Genomic DNA, 21532 nt, shown 5'->3' with positions numbered 1-21532 from the left:
ACATCGCCCAACAGTCCTAATCAATCGCCTCGTAACGCCTTATGATGCCGAGCGCCTTAAGCTGGCTGGTGATCTTCTCCGCCGCCCAGACATTCTCGTCCGAGCCGCTGCGCCCCTCAATAACCTCCGGCATCGCGATCCGCCCCTCAGCGACCCGCTTGCGAAACGTACTCTTGCCGATATCCCAGGCCTTCACCACCATATTCAGCGTCACGGGGCCAGACTCCGGCCACGGAACAAACCGCATCTCAGGCATGGCGCCACCCTTAAGCGCCGTTCTCTCCGCCGGCGACTTCGTCGTCTCTGGCTCAATACTGGGGTAAGACGCCGTCTCGCTGGGCCTGATTGAAGATCGCTGACCTTGCCCCCACCGTTCTTCAATCAAAGCGTCAATGGCGTCGCAAATCTCAAATCCGACATCACGGCCGACATGCCTCGGCAGCCCGACCGTGATCTTCACCCCAAAACTGGGATTATAAGTAAAACTTGCGCCCACCTACTTCACCCCCTGGTAACCTTTCTTAGCGGTGCATAATGCACCTTCAGCCAACGGCATAACCCCTTATCGTCCAGCTCCTTTTCAAGACAAAAATTACAGCCAAGCTTTATCTGCGCCATGGCGCGCAGCTCGCTGGCAGGCGCGCAACTAAGCCGCTCCTCAAAAACATGCTTCTTCTCGTGAAAATCACCGCTGCAAAAAGCGACCATCCGGCAAACAGTGCTCAAAACAACGCCTCCAATCCAAAATCGTGATAGAATGTTAGGACACATACTTTCAAAGCTGTTGAAACTCCCTATGTCGTACTGCGAATACGACATAGGGAAACAGCTCAATCCTCAAGCTCCGTCCTGTTCCTCACCGCGTCGAGCAAATCGGCCTGTGACATGCTAAAACGCTTGCGCATCCTGCACATAATACTCTGCACGCTCCGCACAGAAGATCCGGTCATTGCGGCTGACAGCTTCGCATCACCTTCGGTGGCGGCCATCGCCCTTAGAACCGCCTTTGTCACAACCCCTAAAGAATTGAACTCTGCCTGTGTCATCATCTTAAGCAAACTCCTCCAAAGCGTCGGCCACATCACGCAGCCCCAGCGAGTCGAACAGCCGTACCGCCTGAAACATCGCTTTAGTACGCGCATAATCCTCGTCCATCTCGTCTTTGAGATCCAGCAAACGGTCACGCACCCGCTCCGCCGCCGCTATCTGTTCCGTCGTCAACATGCACTTATCTGATACCAACACATCTGCCATCTCTTTTACAAAACCTCGTCGTCCTTAAACCTGAACGTATCCATAGTCTCCTCGAACACCCTAGCCAGAAACTCCTCAAGCTCGCGCCGTGAACTCACGGCAGCCGAACGCCCCGCGATCTCAAAAGCCACGCTCTTATCCGGATAAACCAGCTTTGTTACACGAATCCCGCCTTGATCCACATTGCCGTACATATTATTACCGTTCATAACCTCTACTCCTCCTTCCCGCCGGATCACCAGCTCCAGCCTAATAACCTCTTTTTCGTCAAACCGGGCTCCGGGCCGGCATTCCGCATCTTGAATCCCTACGCCACCGCCGCCATCCCGGACCCCCGCATCTTCGCCACCTTCCGGGGGATAGGAGGGTTTGCCTCCGACTCCATCATAAGCTCAATCGGCGTACAACCGAGGATATCGGCCATTCGGCGTAAATCAGAAACACGTGGCTCTCTCTTATTTGTCTCGTATCTTGAAATTGTATCAAGAGAGACCCCCATAGATTTTGCAAGCTGTCCTTGCGTAAGTCCTGCTTTTTTGCGATAAAATTTAATACATGACACCATCATCACCTCTATTTATGCTATATGATCGAATAATACACAGATTTTTTATATCCGTCAAGGCTATATAGTCTAATAAATTAGACTATAGTGCGCATTGAAGTAGGCCTGCCATTTGGTAGAATTAAATTACAGAAAAGGTGATAACAATGAATGTAGGAGAACAAATAAGAGAAGCAAGAAAGCGTTACGGAATGAACCAAGGAGAATTAGCAGAAAAGATAAGCGTTTCCTTAGATACCGTATCGCGCTGGGAAACAGGTAAACGGATGCCCCGAGCAGAAGATCTCGCAAAGCTTGCTTTGGTCTTGGGGGTTTCTGTCGCATACCTAATGGGAGAAACATCGAAAATGTTGCCAAACCAAAAGGAACTAAAAGACGTCATAAAAGAGCGCCGCCAACTTTTTCATAACACCATAGAACAACTCGCTGTAGATATAGGAGTATCGCCAGAGACAGTAAGGGATTGGGAAGCGGGGATAAAAATACCAACAAAAGAACAACTAAAAAAAATGAACCTCCTCTCCCCAAAACTTGAGGAACTGTTAGATAAGGGAATAGCCCCTGGCCCTGGCGAATATTCTCTACTCTGCGGTTTCATCCCAGAAAAAACACTTTCTCCAGAGGAAATAAAACAGCGAGAACAAATAAGGAGAATGGGCATGCCCTTAATGAAGAAATGCCACCAGAGACAGGAAGCTATATCCAACACAATATCACAAGGTAGCCCAGAAGTTCTGCCAGGAGAAGTCATCGAAGAACTGGCACGGTTTAACAAACTTTTAGACCAGACAGCCTGGTGCTTTGATGATGATGAAAAAGACATAGTAATATCCATCCTCAAGCGCTGCATAAAAACGCTTGAGAAAGAAAGTCCCAAAGATATAGAATCGGCGAAGACGGCATAATCTACATCTATCAATATAAATGAGGTGTATAAAATGCTCTATCTTGTTATACTTGCAGGAGTGGTAATCGCTTTAATAATATACAACAACAAGAGAGCAACAGAAAAAGAAAAAAATCTCCACCGCGAAAACATATCCAAGTCTACCGCCAGACCAGAGGATGTGCTTACAGAAGGAGGCATCCCCAAGAAAATAAGTAAAAACAATCCGTCTTGTATATACCAACGTTGCAATAGCCTGGAATGTGATGGGCTTTCAATCAACAGTCATGTAATGAGAAAAATTAAAGCTGGAGAAAAAGCAACTCTTTGGGATGTACACAAGGATCTAGACCCGCACTTTATAAAAAAAGACGGGCTATTGGATCCCAATAGATTTTCATCTCCAACAAAATACAGTAATATCATCATAGAGGGCAATCCTGAGTTTAAATATGAAATTATGTGCATGCAGGTTTTATTTGACCTAAACGAATGCATATTCAAAATTAAAAAGGCCAAGGATTTTTCAAAATGCGATTTTATATTTAGAGACATCACTGATTATATTTGTGATAGAACATTTGAAATAGCAGGAGAAATTATCCAAAAACACCTTGATATCGACAACTATGCTTGTCAATTAGTTATAAGTTTTTGTACCACATACTTAAAATTTAGAGCAGAAAACGGCATCGACAGAAAAGGAGATATTGTTGCCGTATCTGAACTTCTTTTATATGTAAATGCTATAAAATCGGTTTCTGCGTGTGCTGTAATTTCACAAGACGCAAACACGACAAAAGACACAGCAAACGATCAACCGTCTGAGAATGAAAAATATTCTCAACTATTGACTTCTAACGGCGTTCCTCACCGCTCTCCATCGTCGAAAACAGAAACAACAAATATAACACACACATCCAGACATGAAATAATAAAACAATGTCACGAGGTTACACAAAAGACACATGAAGAATTTACTCGATTGGCGGAGTTTACAGATTTAGATTGGTTCTTTGAGAGAATAAAAAATATAATTAATAGACAGCAAGATGAAGCATGCAAAATTATAAAAGAAGAAAAAATAACACCTAAAAAATTCATGTATGCACAAATGACTTCGCTCGCGTTGGATTTTATTCTCTCTGGCCGATATTGCATATACAGAGGGACGTTAAACATGGAAGGTCGAGATCTAAAAAAATTATTTTTACACATAAACAGAAAACAACAACGATTAGGCTACATCACCAAAGAAACCGCAGACGACAACTCCAAATACCTAGAAGAAGAACTCAAGAAAATCGGATAGGAGAGCAGCTATGAAAGATCAAAACGATATCAATATATACCTGCGTTTGATAGAACTAAGAAACACTGTCATAAACAGATATGTAAACTTAGTGTTTGGTTTGATAGCTGTATTTGGATATGTGTACACAAACTTAAAAGATGATAAGGTTACCGTATATTGCCTCCTTATGACTATCCTCGCGTCCTTCCTTATTGTTGGTCTTATCGCGCGGAAAGATCTTAATACGATTAATAAAAGTGTAAAAGGCCCCCTTAACATAGCGAATATAAAAGAATTAGGGGATGATTTATTTTCCTGGCTTTTTGAATTCTCAACGATAGGAATAGGCTCGGTAATTATTTTTGTTATTTCTCTTGCAGTGATTTATACTTTCTTTAAAGACAACATTATAATTATAACTCTATTTATATTTTTGATTATACAGATCATACTCTTCATTTGCTACTATTTTATGGTAATGAAAGTTCTTGAACGGCTAGATATCAAAGAAAAAAGAAAAAACATATACTCCACTTCTTTAAATACTAAAAAAGACACGCGTGATAAATGGTTTGGCAGGGATATCTAACACGGCTCTTCCTTTATATCCTCCTCAGCCTTCGCGTCCCGCAGCCGATCCAGCTCATCGGCCTACCACTGCATCATCCGCGTCCTCCCCAAAGCCCATCGCACGCACCACAAGCCGTACCGTATTCTCGCTCATACAACAATTCGCCCTATCGCTCAGAAGAAAAGACAAAAAAACTCCAGCAAATTTGGGCCATTCTATATCCAGATAACAAAATAATCACCTACATAAATTTTCAAGCACTAACATAACTTTCAAGGTAACAAAACAAAAAAACCAACCAAGCAAAAAACAGACTCCATAACCGCAATATGTGCCCAAATAAGGCCGTGCAATAGTAATTTCAGATAATGTTACAGGTGCAATTGACAAATTTAATAATGGCTGAAAAATATTTGTTATATACTTTTTTACTTTTTTGCGATGATTGTGAAGATTAATACTTTTAATTTTTTCAATCACAGTCATCGATTTTTCCTCTTCCCATAAAATACCATAACTATCAAACTTGATGTCGTTCAGTTTATTAAGATCCGGAAATTTATTGATTATAAGATATAAGGACTCTTTCATTGCACTTATCTCATGATGATAATCCATTGCATCATGAAAACATTTGCCTCTGTCTCCAAATATATTTTTCATCCATTCTAAATGGTGCATTTCATCACGCGTAAGAATCGAAGACAAATATAACGATTCTTTCTGTATTAAAATTCCATTTATTTCAGATACAACAGCGCTGGCTTTGCCATTCAGATTTTCCATATATTTTTCTTTACGCTCAAAAACTCCGTGAAATTCAAAATTAGTTTTATCGTTTAACTCATAGAAGGCTTGGAACCACTCCATCCAATTATATTTTCCCTTTTCAGGTATTATCCCTTGATTTTTTTTCTCACAAAGAACACAATCTGCGACTCCTGCGAAAAACGACGAAAGGCTGAAAAAAATTGGATGTAGTACTTCATTCCGTATTAAGACTAAACGGCTATTCTCTATCCGTGCATGCCCCCAATTTATAAAAATTGCTAATAAAAGGGAAGAAAAAACCCCAATAAAAAAAGGAATGACTGCTACGGTCAAAAATTCCTTTTTTTCAAATAATTCAATATTCGAACAATAGACTACAAATAGAAAGCAGAAAACGATGATTAACGCCGTTAATAATACTTTATTAATGTCACACTTAAGCAAGGTTATAGATTTTATTTTGATTTTAGTTAACATGAAAGTCAATCCTTCTTAACCTTTTCCTTAACATTACTCCGCAGCCGATCCAGCTCATCGGCCCACCACTGCATCATCCGCGTCCGCTCCGGCAGCTTCGAGGCGAAATTATAATCCGCGCGCACATGATCCTTATCCGTATGAGCCAGCTGCAATTCTATAGCGTCTATCGACCACAGGCCGCTCTCATTCAGCAGCGTGCTCGCCATGGCGCGAAGCCCGTGGCTCGTCAGCTCCTCCTTCGAGTACCCTATCGACCGCAGCGCAACACGCACCGTATCCTTAGTCATATGCTTCTCCGGATTCCTGGTATTAGGGAACACATACGGCGAAGACACGCCGCAGGCGGCAAGCAGCCGCTCCTCGCCGCGAAGCGCCTCTACCGCCTGCTTGGAAAGAGGCACAATATGCGGCTCGCCGTTCTTCATCTTCTCCCCGGGCTTACGCCACTCCGCGCGCGTAAAATCGATCTCAGACCACCGCGCTTCCGCCACCTCGCCGGGACGGCAGAAAGTATAGACGGAAAAAAGCAGCGCGTAGCGCACGCGTCCGGAGCGATAAATCGTTATCTCCCTCATAAGTTTAGCCACATCGCGCCTGTCCGTGAGACTGGCAAAGTGCTTCTTACTCTTAGGCGCCAGGTGCTTCACGATCCCCGCCGTAGGATCCGCCATAATCGGCCCCATAGGCGGCATCCCGTAACGAAAAATCTGGCCGTAAATCCCTAAAATCTTCCGCGCCGAATCATGAAACCCCGCATTATCCAATCCCTTCACCACCGGCAAAATATCAAAAGCGGTGATAGAAGCCGCAAGCCGGCCGATAAACGGCGGCAATACATGATTCTCAAGCCGTCCCTTGACGTCCTTACGGTAACTCTCACGCAGCGGCATAATCTTTGTGTTATACCAATCCCATGCAAGCTCCTCAAACCGTAAATCAGACGGCGGCTTGCCCACAGACAGGCCAATCTCGCGCCGCTTCAAAACACACAGCTCGCGGGCCGTCTTAATGCCAACCTCCGGATAATCGCCGAGCTTATACTTCTTTGTTTTCTTGTTAGCCCCGCGAACAATCAGCCACCAATACCGCGAACCATTCGGCAGCACCTCAAGATAAAGCCCTCCGCCGTCGGCGCGCATATACCGGACCTCTCCGGGCTTAAAACTCCGTATAGAAATCTCCGTAAGCAATTCGACTCCCCCTTTGCGTAACTCAAAAAATAATTGCGTAACGCAAAACAGCAATTTGAGTAACACATTTACAAAAGCAGGAGCGAGAAATCAAGAGCAGCCCAGAGCACCCCATACACAAGAAAAACCCCTGCCAGACTGATTATAGCAGGGGTCTCAAATATTACGCAATAGCTTATAGCAAGCTAGAGAAAGCAGAATGGCGGAGAGTGGAGGATTCGAACCCCCGGGGCTGTGACACCCAATTGATTTCAAGTCAATCACCATAGACCACTCGGACAACTCTCCAATTACGGTAGTGAATTATAAGGGATTTTTTCTATTAATGCAAGCTGGCGTTTGTTAGAATACACCCGAGAGATGTTGATAATGGAAGAGATAAAGCTGCGGCGGCATAGCTTCACCTTCGGCAACGCGGACGTCGTGATAATAAGGGCGCCCCTATTGAGAACAGGATGCGCCGCGGAAAATGAAGAGAGAGGATGGATAATCATGGCTGAATTCAAACTGAAGATACCCGATATGAGCTGCGAACACTGCGAAAAGAGGATACGCGAGGCAGTCTCAAAGGCAGGCGGCAGAGTAAAATCCCTTGACCTAAAGAGCAAAGAGGTCGTCGTCGACATCGAGGCGGAGGCCGACAAGCTGCTGTACGTCATCGGCGAAGCCGGTCATAACGCCGGGCTTATATAACCCCTTATATACAAACGTCAACGCTTTGAGGCATTGAGCCGCGCAAAGCGTTGACATTCAAAAGACCGATATTCCTACATACCTTTAAGTAAGCTTAATACCCCAGCTCTTCACCGACTATTATCACGTGGCATTCGCGGCCCAGCGGCGCCCGCTCTATCAGGGTCACGACGCGGCATATCCGCTCCGGGCTGTTGCAGTCCATGCAGTGGCCGGTCGCCGTACAGGGGGTCTTTCTCGCGAGACGAAGCGCGTTGGGCGGGGAGGCGATATCGCGCGCGCGTTTTATCGCCGAATGGACGTCGGAGCTGATCTTGTTGATGCCGACGATGTAGATGATTTTTCCGGGCGCCCAGGACATCACGGCAACCCGGTTGCCCGCCCCGTCGATATTCACGATCGTGCCGTCCATCGACAGCGCGTTCGCGCTGGTCACAAACCAGTCGGCCTGCAGTTCGCCGAGCAGCGCCGCCGTACGCTCCGCGGGGCTCATATCCGGCAGCCAGTGCTCGGATATCTTGCAGCCCTTCTCCTCAAGCCGCTCCATCAGACCGATCTCACGCACCGTAACCGTCCCGGGGATGCCGACTGTCGCGCCTTCCTCGATCATTTCAAGAGCCCGCTCGCAGGCGGCCTCCGCGCTTTCAGCGTACTGCGCGGAGAATCCGCGCGCCTCAAGCGCTTTGCATACACTCTCGCCAAGCTTCCGGTTGCTGGCCTTCTTTGCCTCAGATGTATTCATATAATCACCCTTTTAGAAGAAACGTTTAATACTTATCTCCACTATATGATATATTTCATATTAATACAAGACGGAGATTAATGTTTTGCCGCCTCCCTGTCGCAGATCAGCTCTCCAGCGATCGCGTAGTTCTCCTTCGGCATCTCGTTGATTATGACCCGCACGGACTGCACCGGCGCGTCAAGCGATTTGCAGATCGCCTCGGTGACCGCATTGGTAAGGGCCCTTTTCTTTTCCAGATCTCTTCCCTCGATGATATTCAAGATCGCTATAGGCATCTTTCTTTCTCCTCACTTTTTCTCAGATAATGTTCAACGAAGCTTCCCAATACGCCGTCGGCGGCAGGGCGGCTTTTGCGCGCGGACGCGGAGGCCCTCTGCCGCAGTTCGTCCCCGTCAACCTCTATATCCAGCGTCCCTTTGTTCAAATCAATTGATATTATATCTCCATCGCGGACATAGGCGATAGGGCCGCCGAGAGCCGCCTCCGGGGATATGTGTCCGATGCAGGGGCCTCTTGTCGCCCCGGAAAAACGCCCGTCCGTGACCAGGGCCGTCGTGTCGGATAACCCCGTGCCCACCATCAGCGTCGTCACCAGCTGCATCTCTCTCATGCCCGGACCGCCGATGGGCCCTTCGTTGCGAATCACGACGACGGAGCCCTTCTCTATCCGACCATGTTCGACAGCCTCCACCGCCTCTTCCATGTTTTCAAAGACGACGGCCGGTCCCCGATGTACGCGCATATTTTCCGCCACGCCAGACTGCTTCACCACCGCGCCGTCAGGAGCCAGGCTGCCCCAGAGAACCTTTAACGAGCCGCTGCTGTGGAAGGGATTTTCCCGTGGGCGGATGATATTCTTGTCCTCCCAGTCGGCGGCCTCCGCGATCTCCTTTATGCTCTTTCCGCTCACGGTGCGCTCTTCGCCATGCAGCAGGTCCCCCAGCGACTGCAGGATCGCGGGCACGCCACCGGCGGCGTTAAGGTCGTTGAAGGGGACCGTGCCGGAGGGATGTACCTTTGATATGTAGGGGGTGGCGGCGCTTATCTCGTCCATCTCCGCAAGGGAGATGTCGATGCCGGCCTCTCTCGCTATCTCGCTCATATGCAGTACGAGGTTTGTCGAAGAGCCGATAGCGAAGCCGACCTTCAGGGCGTTTTCTATGGAATTTTTATTGACATAGTCCCGCGGCCGCCTTCCCTCACGCGTCAAGCCGACGATTATTCTGCCCGCCGTAACCGCCTCCTGCCGTTTCTGCGATGTAAAGGGCGGGGTCGTCGCCGTCATCGGCAGGCCCAGCCCCAGCGTTTCGACGACGCAGCTCATCGAGTTTGCCGTTCCCAGCATCGCGCAGCTGCCCTGCGTGGGCATCGTGCATCTTTCGATCTTCTCCAGCTCCGCCCTGGTGATCTCCGCCTCGAAGTATTTTCCCGTATACTCGCGCAGCGAGGGCATGGAGAGCTTCTGCCCCTTATAGCAGCCATTCTGCATGGGGCCGCTCTGTACAAAGATCGAGGGGATGTTGACGCGAAGCGCCGCCATCAGCATGCCGGGAATTATCTTGTCGCAGCTGCCGAGGAATACCGCCCCGTCGAAACAGTGAGCCTTCAGCATTATCTCTATCGAGTCGGCGATCACCTCACGGCTGGGAAGAGAATAGGACATCCCCCTGTGGCCCTGGGCCAACCCGTCGCAGACGCCGATGGTGCAGAACTCAAAGGGAAGTCCCCCCGCCTCGGATATCCCCCTCTTTACAAAGGAGGCTATCTCCCTCAAGGGAGCGCATCCGGGAACGATCTCATTCCAGCTGTTTACCACGGCGATGAAGGGACGCGACATCTCTTCCTTTTCTATGCCGAGTGAATATAACAGCGACCGGTGTCCACCGCGGTCGATACCGCACACCACCGCGTCGCTGGGCAGTCCTTTGGCCTTTATAATTTCATCCGTTGAATTGTTCATGAGCAAGCTCCTTGGGGGATAGAATTTTCCGGCAGCCTCATGACAGTGAAGCTAAGCGGAGGCTGCCGGAGCTGTATTTCTTATTTCTGGTTTATACCGGCCTTTTTCGCGACTCCCTGGAAGTAGACTGTCATATCCGTCAGATACTTCGCCTGTTCATCCGGGGTCATATAGCTCGGTACGGCGAGTATCGCGGCAAGGTCTTTTTCGACTCTCGGATCCTCGCTAAACTTTTTCAGGGCTTCGTTCACCCTGGCGACGACATCTTTTGACAGTCCTTGGGGACCAAATACATACATATTAAAGGGTTTCCTTACGTCATATCCCTTCTCCAACAGAGTGGGAAGTTCGGGGAAGAAGGGGCTGCGCTCGGGGGTACATACGGCCAGCGGGCGCAGAGAGCCGTCTTTGACATACTGAGGGATAGAGGGGGCGTTCAGTGAGGCCGCGTCAAGAAAGCCGCCGAGCAGCTTCGGTATGCGCGTCGCCCCGCCTCCGCCGCTGACGGCGACTATCCTTCCCCCACCGGCGGCGTTGTCGATCGCCGCGAGTTCAAGCTGGCTGGTGGAGCCGATCTCCACGGGCATCTTCACCTTTCCGGGATTGTCTTTAAGGTAGGCCATAAAATCATCGATCGTCTTCCACGGCGAATCCGCCTTCACTGTGATGGCATCGCAGGTCGCGACAGCCCTGCCAACCGGTGTGAATTCGTCCCAGTTGAACTTCGCAACGCCCGTCACGTAACCCGCGAGGATCGCCTCGTGCATCCAAAGGAGCGTGTAGCCGTCGGGCCTGGCCTTGAGCACCTCGCGCGCACCGATACTTCCGCCGCCTCCGGTGATATTGGTGATGACGACAGGCTGACCGAGGAACTCCTCCGCGTACTTGGCAAATATTCTGGCCGTCGTATCGACTCCGCCTCCTGGCGCATATCCGACAATCATTTTGATCGGCTTCGAGGGATATTTGTCCGCCGCACAGGCCGGCAGGCCCGTAAAGGCAAAGATAGACATGACCACTAAACAAACCGCTGCAAACTTCTTAAACATAAGATGTAGCCTCCTTGATATTTGGATTTACCACTATTGTGAATCAACTCTTATTTTGCGTTTTTTGAGCGCGCCGCTCACCAGCGGCCAGGCAAGGGATATCACGGTCAGGATCAGGCAGCAGAGGGATATTTTTCCTTCAAACAGCGGCATATAGCTGCCATTGCTCGACATGAGCCCCTGACGCAGATTATTCTCAATGAGCGGCGCCAGGACAAAGCCGAGGATCGCGGGAGTCATGGGGAATTCGAGCCTCTCCATACAGTAGCCGACCAGACCGAAGAAGAGCAGGAGCCAAATGTCAAAAATCCTGTTATTCAGCGCGTAAGCTCCTACCACACACATCACCACAATAAAGGGTAGCAGGTACGCTTTTGGGGTACTCAGCGCCCTTATGAAAACTTTGATTGCGACGAGCATCATAATAAACATCGCCAGGTTCGCGAAAAATACTGCGGAGAAGGTGCTGTAGACAAACATCGCGTTGTTATTAAAGAGCATCGGCCCAGGCTGAAGGCCGTGTATCATCAGCGCTCCCACGAGAACTGCGGTCGTCGCGTCACCGGGAATGCCCATCGTCAGCATCGGTACCAGCGCTCCCGCGATCACCGCGTTGTTTGATGCCTCCGAGGCGATTATTCCGCTTTTATATCCAGTTCCAAAGAGTTCGGGATGCTTTGAGTGAGACTTGGCGTTTCCATACGACACTACATTCGCCGTCGCACCGCCGATGCCCGGCAGAAGGCCGATGAAAAACCCGATGATAGTGCTTTGGATCACATTGGAAAGATCACCTTTGAAGAAATTCCGGAAGCCGATCCACACATTTTTTATTGGCACCTTCGGCACAAGGACGCTGTTGTCGGAGCCCATGTCGGAAATTATCTGCGATATGGCGTAAAGGCCGATCAGATAGGGCATTATATTGACTCCGCCCTCAAGGTCCTCAAAACCAAAAGTAAAGCGCGGCACCATATCTATCTCCGAACTTCCCACCGTCGCGAAGAAAAGACCGATAAATGTCGCCAGCAGACCTTTGGTCATCGATTTTTTCGAGAGTACGACGACGATGCTCAGCGCGAGGATCGACACCGAGAAATATTCAAAATTCCCGAAGGTCAGGGCGATCTTCGCCACCTGGGGAGCGACGAATATCAGAGCGACGGAGCTGAACAGACCGCCGATGAAAGAGGCAAATATCCCTATGCCGAGGGCCCGTCCAGGCTCGCCCTTCTGCGCCATCGGATAGGCGTCGAAGGTGGTGGCCACGGAGGATGGGGTTCCCGGCATCCTTAAGAGCGCCGCCGAAACAAGGCCGCCGGATATTCCTCCTGTGTATATGCCAAGCAGGAGGCATATTGAAGATACGGGATCTATCTTAAAGGTGAGAGGCAGGAAAAGCACGATGCCCATCGTCGCCGTCATGCCGGGAATAGCGCCGAAAATTATTCCGGCAAACGTCCCAATAAGCAGTAGCATGAATGGAAAGGGAGAAAAGATACTGATAATACCCTGAATGATCTCTGGATTCATTTTCTGCACCTCATTACGGAAGGAGTAGGTAGAGAACTCTGTTAAAGAAGAGATAGGTCGCCGCGGTCACCGCAAGGGAAAAGGCTATATACTTTACTATCTTCGACGCCGGCGGCTTTGCCGCGTCCAGTAACAGCATATTCAGAAACATATATACCGGAGTCGCGTAGAGGAATCCAACTGAGAATTCCAGCGCGGCAAAATAGATAATTGAGTAGGCGACAAAAAGGAGCTTCTTTCTATTAAAAAAGCATTCTCCCTCATGGGCGGCTTCTGCTTCCTTCTCCGCTTTTAAGGCTCTTATCCTGGAAAGCGACTGTAAGACAAGGAGACCGCCAAAGAACATTATTCCCGCACATGCCAGCTTCGGGAAGAATTTTGAGCCCAGCAGGTCAAACTTCATCATCTCCTGGAAATGCACATTAATATAAAACACCAGACCGCCGGCAAAACATACCAGCCCCGCCGCGAGATCTTCCTTGTAGCTTCTTGCGCTGCTCATTTTTACACCTCGTTTTCTTCCAGCTTACATATCGTAAGGTCTATATCGTGGTAAACTTCCGTCCTCCCTCCGTCGCTGTAGTTAGATTGTATATAAATTGTATTTATGATTTTTTATATTAGATTATTTATATCATTATCTGAGATAATGTCAAGCGCGTAATTCCCCCTTTACAAAAGAAAAGCGGAGGCGTCCTTTTGTACAAAGACACCTCCGCTTTATTTAATTTTAGCGTTATCTATTGCTGCGTGACCGCTTCGTTCGCCATGTCAATGTCCTTCAGACTCGGAACGGTCCTCAATGTGTGTTCCCTTAAAAGTCTTGCCGTCAACTCCTCATCGGCGCTTCTGTAGGCCTCATATATCGCCCGGTGTTCATCGAGTGAAACTTGAAGCTTTTCCGGCGGCAGCGGCTCTCTTAAGATCCTATACATCGCGGTATTGTTGCGCAGCTGCTGCAAATATTTCATAACGCGCTGCCAACCCGACGGGGCGTAGAGCAACGAATGAAATTCCTTGTCGACTTCGAGAAAGCCCACGTAGCCCTCCATCTGCGACAGAGGGATGGCAAGATTTTTTTCCAGCATCTCATAGTCCCTTTGCGTGGCCTTCTTCACCGCCGCCCTGATCGCCACCTCTTCGAGGGCGATTCGCGTGGTGTATATCTCCTCGATGTCATGGCTGTCGAGGCTGGTGACATAGACCTTTTTCCGCGGGACCTTCGTGACCAGCCCCTCGACCTCCAAGGCGGCGATCGCCTGCCTCACCGGCATCTTGCTGATCTGAAGGCCTTCGGCGATCGCGGCCTCGTCTATCTCCTGTCCCGGATAAAACGCTCCCTGCGTGATCGCGGAGCGCAGCGTCTGCAGTACCAAAGTCTCAACACTGGTATTGAAGGCGGCGCTTGGCGCATATTGGCTTAACGAGCTAAACGGATTATTGGTGTTCATACCATTCTCCCTTTTCAACAAGGCATTGTAATACATAATAATTTATACTTGATATATAAGCAGAAAACTAAAAATAATACAAGCCCCAAAGTATTCATTTTTTACCCTCACGTAACAGCATCAAAAAAGAGCGGTCCTCCGACCGCTCTCCGCCGTTGTTATTACAAATCTTATTTATTCGCCAAATACTTTGCCCAGTCGGCGTTGAACTGATCGATCCCCTTCTTTGTGAGCGGGTGGTCAAAGAGCATCTTAAGGACCTTGAAGGGCACCGTCGCGTAGTCGGCTCCGGCCTTCGCGCATTCGAGGACATGCGCCGGATGGCGCAGGCTCGCCGCGATCACCTTCGTCTCTATACCGTAGAGGTCGAATATCTCCACCACGTCGTATATCAGCTTCATGCCGTCCTCGCCGATGTCGTCGAGACGTCCGACGAAGGGGCTGACATATGTCGCGCCGGCGGCGGCGGCAAGCACCGCCTGATTGGCGCTGAAGACGAGCGTCACGTTCGTTTTGATCCCCAGCGCCGTAAGCTCCTTCACTGCGCCTAGGCCATCGGGACATAGCGGCACCTTCACGACGACCTGCGGGTGGATACCGGCGAGCACCTTCGCCTCTTCGATCAGCCTGCTCTTTTCCAGAGAGACGGCCTCGGCGCTGACGGGTCCGTTTACCGTCTCCGCGATCTCGCGCACGCGGGTGTGAAAATCTATATCGCCCTCTTTTGATACAAGGGTGGGATTTGTCGTGACCCCGGCGATGACGCCCCAGGAGTGGGCCGTCTTTATATCCTCAAGGTTTGCGGTATCGAGAAAAAATTTCATGACGCGGACTTCCTTTCAATTATTTGATTTTCTATTCGCTTTACGGTTCTTTACTGCCGTTCTTTGAAGATTTTAACCGTCATGCCGCGCGGCGGCGTTCTCACGTTTCTGCCGGTCCATCTCCGCCACCTCACGGCTGAGCGTGAAGCTCAGGATCACCCGCAGCAGAACTATGACAGAGAGTACGATAACCCCCTGAAGATCCGGGTCGCTGATCGTGCCGATGATATCCGCCGCCATCAGGAATTGAAGGCCGAGCATCAGCGTATCTTCAAAGGAGAGCCGCAGCTGAATCCAGGCGTCGCGCGGCAGGCTGTGGCCGGAGCGGGAGGTGAAGAAGAGCTGGCACCCGCGGAAGATGGCGACCGCCACGCCGCACATGATAATAAGAATACTGATAAATTCGATGATGGTTCTCGATACAGCGGCAAAATCGTGAAGCATGCGGAGTTCCTCCCCTGTCCTGTATTGAAACTAATGACAATTTTATAATGAGATAGTGTTTTTTGCACGGCATTTTTCTCAAAAAACGGCCGTTTCAGAGGTAAAACACAAAAAATCAATACTACATACAGCTGCGTCGAAGACAAAACGGCGGCAGGTACTCCTGAAAAATAACCGAAGTGTAGCGTAAATAAGGAGAGCAATAAAGCTACTGTCCGGCACCAGACGACATATGTATTTACAATTAAGACTATTTTATCAATATTAACGATAATTTTAAGTAATATTTTATTAATGTTATAGACTTGAATTATATTTCCAAATAACTTATAGTATTATCTGCATCATAGGCATAATAGCGGCCTCGAGTTTGGTCTGTTTACGCAGCTTTTATTTTCACGGACGCGCTACAAACTTAAGATAGATATTAACAGGATGTGATCTTATGAATATGTTTTTCCCTTCGTCAAAAAGACGCGGGGCCACCCTTATCGTTACAGTGCTCATCAGTTTCATCCTGCTCTCCGTGCTGAGCCTCGTGGCCTTTAACATCACGGTCGGGACGCTGCGCATAGAGGAATGGCAGACTGAGCATTACGAGGAACAGCAGCTGCTCTTCCTCGCGCGCTCCGGCGCCGCGGCGCTTGGCTCCCAGCTGAAAAAAGAATACTGGAAGGCTGACAATGGCGAAGAGATAAATAAGAGCGGCGTCATAAATGTCACCGACGCTGCGCGCGGCTTCGCGGCGAGCCTTGACCTGGCGGTCAGCGCAGACGCCAACGCAAGCTACATGCGGATAAAGGTCACGGCCCGCGGCGCGGGTGGGAAAAGCGTCTCCGCCTCCTGCCGCTACGGCAGGGACAACGGGGAAATTTACGGGTGGGACATCAAATGACGAAGCATTCAGGCTCTCTTCTGGTGGAGGTCCTCATATCGATCACGATATTCATTATCGGCCTAATGGCGCTTATCGGAGCCATCACCTACAGCGTCGGCTCCATCGTGAAATCGCGGGAGGATATCAGCGGCGACATGGAAATAACGAACATGACGGAGAGGGACGCGATGCGACTCACCATTTCGCCGGATATCGGCGCCATAGAACTGTCCGGCACACCTAGCGGGACCGTAGCCGCCACTCTCGCTCCGCAGAGCGGCGACAAGGACCTTAAAGTGATCCCGCTGACTTGCGGCCTCTACCTCTACGAATATGAGAGCGGCAAAAGACGCGGGACGGCCTTCTATCTCCTGCAGAGGGAGAAACCATGAGAACACAAAAATGCAGACGCGCCTTCACCCTGGTTGAACTGATAATCGGCATGGTAATGATGGTGATCGTCATGGGCGGCATCATCACCGGGCTCAGTATGGGACTGCGTCTCTACGGGCGCGCGGAGGCCAACGGCAAGGTGACGAACGGGGCTAGATTCACCGCCGCCTCCTTCAAACATAAGATATGGCCGATGATGAGCCGGGCCTCGATCGTCGAGATACTTCCCAACCTCCCGGATACAGTCGTCAGCGACTCCGAGGACTGCTATGTCTACCTCGACGAATCGGAGCAGTGCGTGAAATACAGGATAGGCGACAGGGACGAACCACTGGCCGGCTCGGAATTCATCACCTCGCTCGATTTCAGCGTTCCCACCGCATCCAAGGACCTGGCGGAAAACTTCATCCTCAAAATGCGCGTGGAGGCACAGGCTCCCAAGGTCAAGTCGGCCCACGTAACGCTGGACATCGACTCGGCGCTTATCAACAGGCCCGCGAAGAGAGGCTCCGCGACGAAGGCCTCCGCCTACGGCGGCCCGGTGCTCCACTTCAACATCTTCGACTTCCGTGAGCTGCAGCTGCGTAACCTCTCCGACGACAACAAAATCCTGCAAAACGAGGAGACGGTGGAAAAGGACAGCGTGATCCAGCTCCGCTACGACATCATCGTCCCCTCCGGCAACAGGGACGCGACTAAGACGCTCTACTACATAAGCTCGGAGAACAAGGCTTCGTTGAAAAAGAGCGCCGGCTACTGGGAGGACGGAAAGTCGGCCTTCCCTGACTACAACAACGAAGAGATTAGAAGCAACTACTGCTGGCCGCTGCTGATAACATCCGGCGACGAATATTACCTCGCGGGCGACCAGTACAAAAAGGCCTCCGGCAAAGAGGATGAATTTCTCAAGATACCAACCTCCGGCACGTTCTATGTATACACCGGCAAACATCTCTATGGAAATGACTCTGATTTTGACGGCGAGGGAAAATTGAAGAAAGAGAAAATAACAAGTGCAAAAAAATTCGGCTCCTTCGGCTACCTCCGCGCCTGGGTAGTTCCGGCCTACAGCGACGCCGACGGCGGCGGCTTCGTGCGCCCCAAAGGATACGAGCAGTGGAGCGTACGCGTGAGGATACTACAATCAAATCCCGACGGACAGCCATGGTTCCGTAGGTTTACGCAGCATCAGGTAGACCGAGTACCCAATAATATATTTCTTGACAGTAATGACAGTAATTTTGCAGCAGTCGGCTACATCAACCCGGAAACCGGCGAATACCGCGTAAAAATGGAGTACCACTCGGGAAACAACCATATACAGATAGGGGGCGCCCTGCTACCCGAAGATATCGGCGACGCGAGAAGATATGAAAAGAAGATATTTAACGAAAGCTACACAAACATCACCAACTATTCAATCATTGTAGACGCGGAGGCCGGGACTACGACGGCGGGGCTCGCACTGCTCCTCAACGGCTATCGGAACAATGACGCTACCAGCGGTTATTGCCTATACTACGACCCTGGCGCAAACGGTTATCCGATACGCCTGCAAAATACTACAGGTAATGTCAATAGTTATCAGCGCTACGGCGTCCAGGAGATCGATTCCCCGATAGAATCGGTCATAAACAATACCACCGCTATTGGATCGATTTCGGGAGGCTCAGGCGGGACATTTTACGATAATTATTATAACCCACAGTATGTAAATGCCGCGCTGCAAAACGAATTTTTCAAAACAAAAGGGAAAGAGTCAGACGAACAAACCTTACAGGGAACCAAAGGGGACTTCACGAATGAATGCAAAGTTATGCAGCCTCGCCGCCGCTATATGGTTACGATCCTCGAATACCACACCGGCGATGAGGAAAACCCGAGGCTGCTCGTGCGCATGAGGCTGTTGAAAAACCTCGGCGAGGCTATGGCAGAATACAAAATGACTGAAAAGCAGCTGCGTGCGGAGGACCCCTTCCTCTGCGGCCCGAAGTTCTACTATTCCGAACCGGCGTGGTACGGGAATTTCGTCGGGCAAAAACCGGCATTTTCAAAAAAAGGCAATAGTAGCCAGACGTATACGTTTAAAGTAAAAAGGGCTGGAGTTGGAACCGAAGGTGAAGTTAAATTCGACAGGACGATCACCGATAATAACGATGAAAAAAAAGATAACGATATTAACCGAAACAACAACAATAAATATTACGAAGACACGCCAAGCTACTATGCTGTGCAGACGCCTAACGTCAACGGTGATAAATCCCGTTATCGGAATGGCTTCTTCAGGGAAAAAACATGGTGGGTTTGGCAGGGAAAAAAACAACAAGAACAAACAATTAAAAAAACCTTCAACGGCGGCGTATATAAGGCGCAGAGACTCGCTCCACGCGAAGAGCTCGGCAGCGATGACAAGGAGGACAATAATCTTGGGAATCTTAAACCGGATCGTTACCGCTGGATCGGCCTCGCGATCTGGGGCGGACAATTGGGAAATAGAAGCAGCGTGGAGATCTACGACATGACGATCGCCCCCGGCTTCGACGCGGGAGAGCTGCGATCGATAATGGAAAAAGGCGCGCGGGTTTTCGGCATGGATGAGACGAACGGCAGTTTCCCCACCGGCCTCGCCGAATATTCGGCGGATAAGGACACGGCCGCCAAGTGGAACCGCGATCTCTTCGGCATATCACGCAAAAGCGACGGGAAAGGTAACAACTCAGGCAACGCCAACGCCTATGCCAAACGCTTTACAAATGCGAACGGTGGCGAACCGCAGCCCTGTGTAATGTCCCTCCAGCACACCTCGCCGCCAAAAGATGACAGCGCATTATGCGGCTGTCCGATGTGCGAAGCCTACAAAGCCTACAAAACCTACAGAAAATATAACAACAAATAATCTGAGTTTCCCAATTCTCATAACTGAAAGCGCAGGCGGCCCCAAGAGGCCGCCTACGTTCGTTTTACCGATGGGTATCTTTATTTTCCCTTAGACCGCGTAGGCTTCGGGGTCGTCCTGCGGCTCCTGTCCGATGTTCACGAGGGTCTCCTTCGCGAACTTGTTGGGCAGGAAGTCCTTAGCCACCTGCGGGAAGAGGATGTAGGAGAGCAGATCCTCCGGCTGCGTGCACCACACGCCGATCTCTTTTTTCGCCTGCTCTAGCTCGGGGGCGATCTTCTCGCCGGGGCGGCAGGTTATCGGCTCCTCGTCTCCGAGGACCAGCTTCTGTATCTCCGGGTCCACGGGGGCGGGCGTCTTTCCGTAGTAGCCGCGGAAATACTGGCGTACCTCGTTCGGCACCATCTTCCAGCGCTGGCCGGAGATGACGTTCATCGCCGCCTGGGTGCCGACGATCTGGCTTGTCGGCGTGACGAGCGGCGGATAGCCCATCTCCTTACGCACACGCGGTACCTCTTCCATGACCTCCTTGAATTTTTCAAGGCAGCCGCCCTCTTTGAGCTGGCTCTGGAGGTTGGAATACATACCGCCCGGTATCTGGTAGAGGAGGATATTAACGTTGACTCCGCTCACGCCCATTATCAGATCCTTGTATTTTTCATGCAGCATCTGGTAGTGCTTCGCGACCGGCAGCAGTTTCTCAAGCGAAAGCCCCGTATCGAGCGGGCCGCCAGCAAGCGCCGCGACCATCGTCTCCGTCGCGGGCTGGCTCGTGCCCATCGCGAAGGGCGAGATCGCGCAGTCGACGACGTCCGCGCCGGCCTCGAGCGCCGCCATGTAGCTCATCGCCGCCATGCCGCTCGTGTAATGGCTGTGTATCTGCACCGGCAGATTGACCTTTTTCTTGATCGCCTTCACAAGCGCCGAGGCCGCGACGGGCGAGAGAAGCCCCGCCATGTCCTTGATGCAGATGGAATCGGCCCCCATGTCGGCCATGTCGCGCGCCTGCTTCGCAAAGAGGTCGAGCGTATGCACCGGGGAGATCGTATAAGAGATCGTCATCTGAAGCTCGCCGCCCTCTTTCTTGACGGCCTCGGCGGCGATCGACATGTTGCGCAGGTCGTTCAGCGCGTCGAAGACACGGATGATGTCTATGCCGTTGCCGATGGCGCGTTTAACGAACTCGCGCACCACTTCGTCCGAGTAATGGCGGTAGCCGACGATATTCTGGCCGCGCAGAAGCATCTGGGTCTTGGTCTTCTTCAGGCGCTTCTTTATCTGGCGCAGCCTGTCCCACGGGTCTTCGTTGAGAAAGCGCATCGCCGAGTCGAAGGTCGCGCCGCCCCACATCTCTATCGAGTGGTAGCCAACCTCGTCCATCGCCTCGCAGATGGGAAGCATGTCGTCCGTGCGCAGGCGCGTCGCCATGATCGACTGGTGCGCGTCGCGGAAGGCGGTCTCCATTATGCCGACGCGCGGCTTTGCCTTCGCCGCGGGGGCCTCCGTCTTCTTGTTTTCCGTCACGGTGATCAGCTCAGCCTTCGCCGCCGGTTCCGAGGCGGGGGCCGCCGAAGCGGCTCCCGTCGTTATCTTGGTGGCAATTACCTTACCGTTGCAGTCCTTGATCTCTTTTTTGATCTCGATTTCAGACATCGA

At 50.6% G+C, this 21532-nt stretch carries 25 protein-coding genes and 1 tRNA gene; 7 read left to right on the top strand and 19 right to left on the bottom strand.

All coding sequences use genetic code 11. The features are described 5' to 3' along the window. Positions 1 to 16 precede the first annotated feature (16 nt). From BED41_RS03340 to BED41_RS16900, 6 genes are all read right to left on the bottom strand, one after another. Positions 17 to 496, bottom strand: a complete 480-nt coding sequence (locus BED41_RS03340; RefSeq protein ID WP_066743097.1) for a hypothetical protein — start codon at positions 494 to 496, stop codon at positions 17 to 19. 5 nt (positions 497 to 501) lie between these two features. Further along, positions 502 to 726, bottom strand: coding sequence for a hypothetical protein (locus BED41_RS03335; protein ID WP_157102248.1), 225 nt, complete (start codon positions 724 to 726; stop codon positions 502 to 504). A gap of 104 nt (positions 727 to 830) precedes the next feature. Further along, positions 831 to 1049, bottom strand: a complete 219-nt coding sequence (locus BED41_RS03330) for a hypothetical protein (RefSeq protein ID WP_066743091.1) — start codon at positions 1047 to 1049, stop codon at positions 831 to 833. A 1-nt stretch (position 1050) separates the two neighbouring features. After that, positions 1051 to 1245, bottom strand: coding sequence for a hypothetical protein (locus BED41_RS03325; RefSeq protein ID WP_168160221.1), 195 nt, complete (start codon positions 1243 to 1245; stop codon positions 1051 to 1053). 14 nt (positions 1246 to 1259) lie between these two features. Then, the gene (locus BED41_RS03320) at positions 1260 to 1463 is read right to left on the bottom strand and encodes a hypothetical protein (RefSeq protein ID WP_066743084.1); all 204 of its coding nucleotides are present in this window, start codon (positions 1461 to 1463) and stop codon (positions 1260 to 1262) included. Between the two features lie 98 nt (positions 1464 to 1561). Next, positions 1562 to 1819: a helix-turn-helix domain-containing protein gene (locus BED41_RS16900; RefSeq protein ID WP_367593411.1), complete on the bottom strand. Its 258-nt coding sequence runs from the start codon at positions 1817 to 1819 to the stop codon at positions 1562 to 1564. A gap of 146 nt (positions 1820 to 1965) precedes the next feature. Between BED41_RS16900 and BED41_RS03310 the strand changes: the two genes are divergently transcribed. From BED41_RS03310 to BED41_RS03300, 3 genes are read left to right on the top strand one after another with little or no spacing between them, the layout of a single operon-like run. After that, the gene (locus tag BED41_RS03310; RefSeq protein WP_066743081.1) at positions 1966 to 2724 is read left to right on the top strand and encodes a helix-turn-helix domain-containing protein; all 759 of its coding nucleotides are present in this window, start codon (positions 1966 to 1968) and stop codon (positions 2722 to 2724) included. Positions 2725 to 2757: 33 nt separating this feature from the next. Beyond that, positions 2758 to 4017 (top strand): hypothetical protein, encoded by a 1260-nt coding sequence (locus BED41_RS03305; protein WP_066743078.1) that lies wholly within the window; start codon positions 2758 to 2760, stop codon positions 4015 to 4017. A 10-nt stretch (positions 4018 to 4027) separates the two neighbouring features. Further along, entirely contained in the window at positions 4028 to 4588 is a 561-nt protein-coding gene (locus tag BED41_RS03300; RefSeq protein WP_066743076.1) for a hypothetical protein, read from the top strand. Positions 4589 to 4807: 219 nt separating this feature from the next. Here the strand turns inward: BED41_RS03300 and BED41_RS03295 are convergent, their stop codons facing one another. The 3 genes from BED41_RS03295 to BED41_RS03285 all read right to left on the bottom strand — a co-directional run bounded on the left by BED41_RS03295 (position 4808) and on the right by BED41_RS03285 (position 7299). Further along, the gene (locus BED41_RS03295; protein WP_066743074.1) at positions 4808 to 5818 is read right to left on the bottom strand and encodes a hypothetical protein; all 1011 of its coding nucleotides are present in this window, start codon (positions 5816 to 5818) and stop codon (positions 4808 to 4810) included. Between the two features lie 5 nt (positions 5819 to 5823). Beyond that, positions 5824 to 7077, bottom strand: coding sequence for a tyrosine-type recombinase/integrase (locus BED41_RS03290; protein ID WP_084002227.1), 1254 nt, complete (start codon positions 7075 to 7077; stop codon positions 5824 to 5826). 134 nt (positions 7078 to 7211) lie between these two features. Further along, positions 7212 to 7299 (bottom strand) — tRNA-Ser (locus BED41_RS03285). Positions 7300 to 7380: 81 nt separating this feature from the next. On the opposite strand from BED41_RS03285, the gene BED41_RS16070 reads away from it, so the two are divergent. Continuing rightward, a complete protein-coding gene (locus BED41_RS16070) occupies positions 7381 to 7704 on the top strand; it encodes a heavy-metal-associated domain-containing protein (protein ID WP_168160219.1) in 324 nt (107 codons plus the stop codon). A 94-nt stretch (positions 7705 to 7798) separates the two neighbouring features. Here BED41_RS16070 and BED41_RS03275 read toward each other — a convergent pair whose 3' ends face one another. The 9 genes from BED41_RS03275 to BED41_RS03235 form a co-directional block, all read right to left on the bottom strand. After that, complete coding sequence (locus tag BED41_RS03275; protein WP_066743069.1) at positions 7799 to 8446, bottom strand: lactate utilization protein; 648 nt, start codon at positions 8444 to 8446, stop codon at positions 7799 to 7801. 77 nt (positions 8447 to 8523) lie between these two features. Beyond that, positions 8524 to 8724 (bottom strand): 2-hydroxymuconate tautomerase, encoded by a 201-nt coding sequence (thmT, locus tag BED41_RS03270; RefSeq protein WP_066743065.1) that lies wholly within the window; start codon positions 8722 to 8724, stop codon positions 8524 to 8526. Continuing rightward, the gene (ilvD, locus tag BED41_RS03265; RefSeq protein ID WP_066743064.1) at positions 8715 to 10409 is read right to left on the bottom strand and encodes a dihydroxy-acid dehydratase; all 1695 of its coding nucleotides are present in this window, start codon (positions 10407 to 10409) and stop codon (positions 8715 to 8717) included. Before ilvD ends, thmT begins: the two co-directional genes overlap by 10 nt. An 80-nt stretch (positions 10410 to 10489) precedes the next feature. Then, positions 10490 to 11458, bottom strand: coding sequence for a tripartite tricarboxylate transporter substrate binding protein (locus BED41_RS03260; RefSeq protein WP_066743061.1), 969 nt, complete (start codon positions 11456 to 11458; stop codon positions 10490 to 10492). Positions 11459 to 11491: 33 nt separating this feature from the next. Beyond that, complete coding sequence (locus BED41_RS03255) at positions 11492 to 12991, bottom strand: tripartite tricarboxylate transporter permease (protein ID WP_066743059.1); 1500 nt, start codon at positions 12989 to 12991, stop codon at positions 11492 to 11494. A 13-nt stretch (positions 12992 to 13004) separates the two neighbouring features. Further along, positions 13005 to 13493 (bottom strand): tripartite tricarboxylate transporter TctB family protein, encoded by a 489-nt coding sequence (locus BED41_RS03250; protein WP_066743057.1) that lies wholly within the window; start codon positions 13491 to 13493, stop codon positions 13005 to 13007. Positions 13494 to 13731: 238 nt separating this feature from the next. Further along, positions 13732 to 14442 (bottom strand): GntR family transcriptional regulator, encoded by a 711-nt coding sequence (locus tag BED41_RS03245; RefSeq protein ID WP_084002225.1) that lies wholly within the window; start codon positions 14440 to 14442, stop codon positions 13732 to 13734. Positions 14443 to 14612: 170 nt separating this feature from the next. Continuing rightward, positions 14613 to 15266, bottom strand: coding sequence for a fructose-6-phosphate aldolase (fsa, locus tag BED41_RS03240; protein ID WP_066743052.1), 654 nt, complete (start codon positions 15264 to 15266; stop codon positions 14613 to 14615). Between the two features lie 72 nt (positions 15267 to 15338). Further along, complete coding sequence (locus BED41_RS03235) at positions 15339 to 15710, bottom strand: DUF1622 domain-containing protein (RefSeq protein WP_066743048.1); 372 nt, start codon at positions 15708 to 15710, stop codon at positions 15339 to 15341. A gap of 445 nt (positions 15711 to 16155) precedes the next feature. On the opposite strand from BED41_RS03235, the gene BED41_RS03230 reads away from it, so the two are divergent. The 3 genes from BED41_RS03230 to BED41_RS03220 are packed head-to-tail and all read left to right on the top strand — an operon-like array spanning position 16156 to position 19876. Then, a complete protein-coding gene (locus BED41_RS03230) occupies positions 16156 to 16605 on the top strand; it encodes a hypothetical protein (RefSeq protein WP_066743045.1) in 450 nt (149 codons plus the stop codon). Then, entirely contained in the window at positions 16602 to 16979 is a 378-nt protein-coding gene (locus BED41_RS03225) for a PilV family protein (RefSeq protein WP_066743043.1), read from the top strand. The genes BED41_RS03230 and BED41_RS03225 overlap by 4 nt, the downstream gene beginning before the upstream one ends. Next, on the top strand, positions 16976 to 19876 hold the full coding sequence (locus BED41_RS03220) for a PilW family protein (protein WP_066743041.1): 2901 nt from the start codon (positions 16976 to 16978) through the stop codon (positions 19874 to 19876). Before BED41_RS03225 ends, BED41_RS03220 begins: the two co-directional genes overlap by 4 nt. Before the next feature lie 90 nt (positions 19877 to 19966). Here BED41_RS03220 and BED41_RS03215 read toward each other — a convergent pair whose 3' ends face one another. After that, on the bottom strand, positions 19967 to 21529 hold the full coding sequence (locus BED41_RS03215) for a pyruvate carboxylase subunit B (protein WP_066743039.1): 1563 nt from the start codon (positions 21527 to 21529) through the stop codon (positions 19967 to 19969). Between the last annotated feature and the right edge of the window lie 3 nt (positions 21530 to 21532).

It is taken from the genome of Cloacibacillus porcorum (assembly GCF_001701045.1).
In the GTDB taxonomy this organism is placed as follows: Bacteria; Synergistota; Synergistia; order Synergistales; family Synergistaceae; genus Cloacibacillus; species Cloacibacillus porcorum.
The sequence above is the reverse complement of the archived record's forward strand: the minus strand, read 5'-3'. Positions and strand labels throughout refer to the sequence as shown.

What these genes read in the sequence shown, in the direction of transcription:
- BED41_RS03330 (WP_066743091.1), bottom strand. Translation starts at nt 1,049, where the DNA reads ATGATGACACAGGCAGAGTTCAATTCTTTAGGGGTTGTGACAAAGGCG.
- BED41_RS03320 (WP_066743084.1), bottom strand. Translation starts at nt 1,463, where the DNA reads ATGAACGGTAATAATATGTACGGCAATGTGGATCAAGGCGGGATTCGT.
- BED41_RS16900 (WP_367593411.1), bottom strand. Translation starts at nt 1,819, where the DNA reads ATGGTGTCATGTATTAAATTTTATCGCAAAAAAGCAGGACTTACGCAA.
- BED41_RS03310 (WP_066743081.1), top strand. Translation starts at nt 1,966, where the DNA reads ATGAATGTAGGAGAACAAATAAGAGAAGCAAGAAAGCGTTACGGAATG.
- BED41_RS03305 (WP_066743078.1), top strand. Translation starts at nt 2,758, where the DNA reads ATGCTCTATCTTGTTATACTTGCAGGAGTGGTAATCGCTTTAATAATA.
- BED41_RS03300 (WP_066743076.1), top strand. Translation starts at nt 4,028, where the DNA reads ATGAAAGATCAAAACGATATCAATATATACCTGCGTTTGATAGAACTA.
- BED41_RS03295 (WP_066743074.1), bottom strand. Translation starts at nt 5,818, where the DNA reads ATGTTAACTAAAATCAAAATAAAATCTATAACCTTGCTTAAGTGTGAC.
- BED41_RS16070 (WP_168160219.1), top strand. Translation starts at nt 7,381, where the DNA reads ATGGAAGAGATAAAGCTGCGGCGGCATAGCTTCACCTTCGGCAACGCG.
- BED41_RS03275 (WP_066743069.1), bottom strand. Translation starts at nt 8,446, where the DNA reads ATGAATACATCTGAGGCAAAGAAGGCCAGCAACCGGAAGCTTGGCGAG.
- thmT (WP_066743065.1), bottom strand. Translation starts at nt 8,724, where the DNA reads ATGCCTATAGCGATCTTGAATATCATCGAGGGAAGAGATCTGGAAAAG.
- ilvD (WP_066743064.1), bottom strand. Translation starts at nt 10,409, where the DNA reads ATGAACAATTCAACGGATGAAATTATAAAGGCCAAAGGACTGCCCAGC.
- BED41_RS03260 (WP_066743061.1), bottom strand. Translation starts at nt 11,458, where the DNA reads ATGTTTAAGAAGTTTGCAGCGGTTTGTTTAGTGGTCATGTCTATCTTT.
- BED41_RS03255 (WP_066743059.1), bottom strand. Translation starts at nt 12,991, where the DNA reads ATGAATCCAGAGATCATTCAGGGTATTATCAGTATCTTTTCTCCCTTT.
- BED41_RS03250 (WP_066743057.1), bottom strand. Translation starts at nt 13,493, where the DNA reads ATGAGCAGCGCAAGAAGCTACAAGGAAGATCTCGCGGCGGGGCTGGTA.
- BED41_RS03245 (WP_084002225.1), bottom strand. Translation starts at nt 14,442, where the DNA reads ATGAACACCAATAATCCGTTTAGCTCGTTAAGCCAATATGCGCCAAGC.
- fsa (WP_066743052.1), bottom strand. Translation starts at nt 15,266, where the DNA reads ATGAAATTTTTTCTCGATACCGCAAACCTTGAGGATATAAAGACGGCC.
- BED41_RS03235 (WP_066743048.1), bottom strand. Translation starts at nt 15,710, where the DNA reads ATGCTTCACGATTTTGCCGCTGTATCGAGAACCATCATCGAATTTATC.
- BED41_RS03230 (WP_066743045.1), top strand. Translation starts at nt 16,156, where the DNA reads ATGAATATGTTTTTCCCTTCGTCAAAAAGACGCGGGGCCACCCTTATC.
- BED41_RS03225 (WP_066743043.1), top strand. Translation starts at nt 16,602, where the DNA reads ATGACGAAGCATTCAGGCTCTCTTCTGGTGGAGGTCCTCATATCGATC.
- BED41_RS03220 (WP_066743041.1), top strand. Translation starts at nt 16,976, where the DNA reads ATGAGAACACAAAAATGCAGACGCGCCTTCACCCTGGTTGAACTGATA.
- BED41_RS03215 (WP_066743039.1), bottom strand. Translation starts at nt 21,529, where the DNA reads ATGTCTGAAATCGAGATCAAAAAAGAGATCAAGGACTGCAACGGTAAG.